Here is a 3008-nt window from a genome sequence, read left to right as displayed (position 1 = left end):
CGACTGCGACGCGCGCGGCGCGACGTCGGTCCCCGGTGTGTGGGCCGTCGGCGACTGCGCCCGCTGGAACGACGAGGTCCGCGGGCCGATGCGATGCGCCGGTCACTGGCAGGACGCCCTCGACCACGCAGCCGCCGTCGCCGCGGCGGTGACCGGTGCGGCCGCGCCGGCCGCCACCGAGCCGTACTGCTGGTCCGAGCAGCACGGCGTCATGCTCCAGGTCGCCGGGCACCTGGTCGGGGGCGAGCAGGCGACGGTGCTCGACGGCTCCGTCGACGGCGCGGACCTGCTCGTGCGCTACGAGCGCGACGGCGAGGAGGTGGCCGTGCTCGGCATGAACCGCCCGCGGGAGGTGACGCGCTGGCGCCGGTCGCGCCGCGCTCGACCCGCCCCCACGCCTGCGCCGCCCGTCCCGGCTGCGGCCGGTCCCGCCCGATCCCTGGAGGACGCATGATCATCGACCAGCTCGACGCACCGCTCGAGGGCTCGCTGCGTCCGACGCTGCCCGGCCGGGTCTACACCGACCCCGAGCAGTTCGCCGCGGAGCAGGCCCAGATCTTCGAGCAGACCTGGTTCTGCGCCGTGGCGAGCTCCGACGTGGCGCGGGCCGGTGACTGGCGCACCGTCGAGATCGGCCGCGAGCGCCTCATCGTCTCGCGCAACCGCCGCGGCGAGGCCCGCGCCTTCTTCAACGTCTGCCGGCACCGCGGCATGCAGGTCTGCACGGAGGAGTCCGGGTCGAGCCGGACCTTCCAGTGCGGCTACCACGCCTGGACCTACGACCTCGACGGTGCGCTCGTCGCCGCACCCAACCTGACGTCGATGCCCGACGTCGACCGGGCCACCTACGGCCTGCGTCGCGCGCACGTCCGCGAGTGGCTCGGGTACGTGTGGGTCTGCCTGGCCGACGAGCCGCCGTCGTTCGAGGAGACCGTGCACGGCGAGGTCGTCACCCGGCTGGGCGAGCTGCACCACCTCGACAACTACGGGATCGAGCGGCTCCAGGTCGCGCACCGCATCCGCTACGACGTGGCGGCCAACTGGAAGCTCGTGGTGGAGAACTTCCAGGAGTGCTACCACTGCGCCACCATCCACCCCGAGCTCACCGAGGTGCTGCCGGAGTTCGCGGACGGCTGGGCGTCGCAGAGCGGTGTCAACCACGGCGCCCTGTTCGCGCCGGAGGTCGAGGGGTTCACCGTCGACGGGTCGGCCGGCGCGGCGGTGATCCCCGAGATCGCGCCCGACCAGGACCGCCGCTACTACGCGATCACCATCCGGCCCAACGTGTTCGTGAACCTCGTCCCTGACCACGTGATCGTGCACCGCATGTTCCCGGTGGCCGCCGACCGGACGATCATCGAGTGCGACTGGCTGTTCCTGCCGGAGGTGGTGGCTGCGGGCACCGACGTCAGCAAGCAGGTCGAGCTGTTCGACCGCGTGAACCGCCAGGACTTCGACGCGTGCGAGAAGACGCAGCCCACGATGAGCTCACGGCACTACGTCGACGGGGGCGTGCTGGTGCCTGCCGAGCACCACATCGGGGAGTTCCACGACTGGGTCGCGGACCGGACCGGCCTGCAGCGCTGAGGGCCGCCGGCTCGCTCAGACCTCGAAGGTCAGGCCGGTGGCCTGCTCCGTCGTCGCCCAGAGGTCGCGGGCGAGCTGTTCGTCGCGGGCCCAGCGCGTCATGCCCGCGATCACCGGGGCGCCGCGGGTGCCGCCGAGCGACGCCGGGCCCACGTACTCCCCGCCGGTGAACGTCGGGTCGGTCGCGGCGCGCAGGCTCGGCAGCGCTCCCGCGGCGGCCGACTGGCTCGCGAGCGCCGACACCTGCTGCACGACCGTGCCGAGGAACGGGTTGCCCATGGCCACGCCGGTCTTCTGCAGCTCGGTGCGGGCGAAGCCCGGGTGCGCGGCCGTGCTGACGACGGCCCTCCCCGCGGACTTCAGGCGCCGGTCGAGCTCGAGCGCGAACGACAGGTTCGCGAGCTTGGACTCCGCGTAGGACACCCAGCGGCGGTAGCGTCGCGGCGAGCCCTCCGGCGTCAGCGAGCGCAGGTCGATCCCCTTGGCCTGCAGGTGCGCGAGCGACGAGACGGACACGACCCGGGCGTCGTCGGCGAGCAGCGGCCACACCTGCGCCGTCCACGCGAAGTGGCCCACGTGGTTCGTACCGATCTGCAGCTCGAAGCCGTCGGCCGTCGTGCTGTACGGCGGGATCATGATGCCGGCGTTGTTCACGAGCACGTCGATGCGGTCGTGCCGCGAGCCCAGCTCCTCGGTCGCCCGGCGGACGTCGGCGAGGTCGGCCAGGTCGAGGGAGAGCACCTCGACGTCGACGTCGGGCAGCTCCTCGCGCAGCCGGGCGAGCGTGTCGTCGGCCTTCTGCGGGTTGCGTGCGGTGACGGTCAGTCCCGCGCCCGCGCGCGCCAGCTCGAGGGCGGTGTGGAACCCGAGCCCCCCGGTGACACCGGTGACGACGGCCCGCTTCCCGCCCAGGTCGGGGATGTCCTGCGTGCTCCAGCTCATGGGACGAACCGTATCCGCCCCACCCCCACCCCGCCGGACGATCTCGCTGCTCGAGGAACGACCGGCCCCGCTGGTCGAGTCGTCGACGCCGCGACGAAGGAGCTGGCGGAGGCGTATCGAGACCACTCCAGGCTTTCGCTGGGAGCCGATTGGCGCTGGGCCGTTGCCGGGTGGTCTCGATACGCATCCACGGCGCTCGTTCCTCGCGCGTGGCCGCTACTCGACCAGCGAGACCTACCGCTGGTCGAGTGCCTCCACGAGCGCTAGCGAGGGGAGGTGTATCGAGACCACACCGGGCGGACGCTGGGGGTTGGTCCGCGCTGGGCCGTTGCCGGGTGGTCTCGATACGCAGCCACGGCGCTCGTTCCTCGCGCGTGGCCGCTACTCGACCAGCGAGACCTACCGCTGGTCGAGTGCCTCCACGAGCGCTAGCGAGGGGAGGTGTATCGAGACCACACCGGGCGGACGCTGGGGGTTGG

3 protein-coding genes are annotated in these 3008 nt (G+C 72.5%); 2 read left to right on the top strand and 1 reads right to left on the bottom strand.

Going from position 1 to position 3008, the window contains the following annotated elements; translation table 11 throughout:
- Both NH339_RS17790 and NH339_RS17785 read left to right on the top strand, forming a co-directional pair.
- A partial coding sequence (locus NH339_RS17790) for an oxidoreductase C-terminal domain-containing protein (RefSeq protein ID WP_305883294.1) occupies positions 1 to 454 on the top strand: 454 nt, incomplete at its 5' end.
- Positions 451 to 1587, top strand: coding sequence for an aromatic ring-hydroxylating dioxygenase subunit alpha (locus tag NH339_RS17785; protein ID WP_253027329.1), 1137 nt, complete (start codon positions 451 to 453; stop codon positions 1585 to 1587). The genes NH339_RS17790 and NH339_RS17785, both read left to right, overlap by 4 nt.
- 15 nt (positions 1588 to 1602) lie before the next feature.
- Here NH339_RS17785 and NH339_RS17780 read toward each other — a convergent pair whose 3' ends face one another.
- Complete coding sequence (locus NH339_RS17780; RefSeq protein WP_253027328.1) at positions 1603 to 2529, bottom strand: oxidoreductase; 927 nt, start codon at positions 2527 to 2529, stop codon at positions 1603 to 1605.
- Positions 2530 to 3008 lie beyond the last annotated feature (479 nt).

The sequence above is a fragment of the Aeromicrobium sp. CnD17-E genome, from assembly GCF_024124745.1.
Lineage (GTDB): Bacteria > Actinomycetota > Actinomycetes > Propionibacteriales > Nocardioidaceae > Aeromicrobium.
This window is presented reverse-complemented; position numbering and strand designations above follow the sequence as displayed.

Bases quoted from the DNA above. Each gene is read 5' to 3' on its own strand.
- NH339_RS17785 (WP_253027329.1), top strand. From the start codon at position 451: ATGATCATCGACCAGCTCGACGCACCGCTCGAGGGCTCGCTGCGTCCG.
- NH339_RS17780 (WP_253027328.1), bottom strand. From the start codon at position 2,529: ATGAGCTGGAGCACGCAGGACATCCCCGACCTGGGCGGGAAGCGGGCC.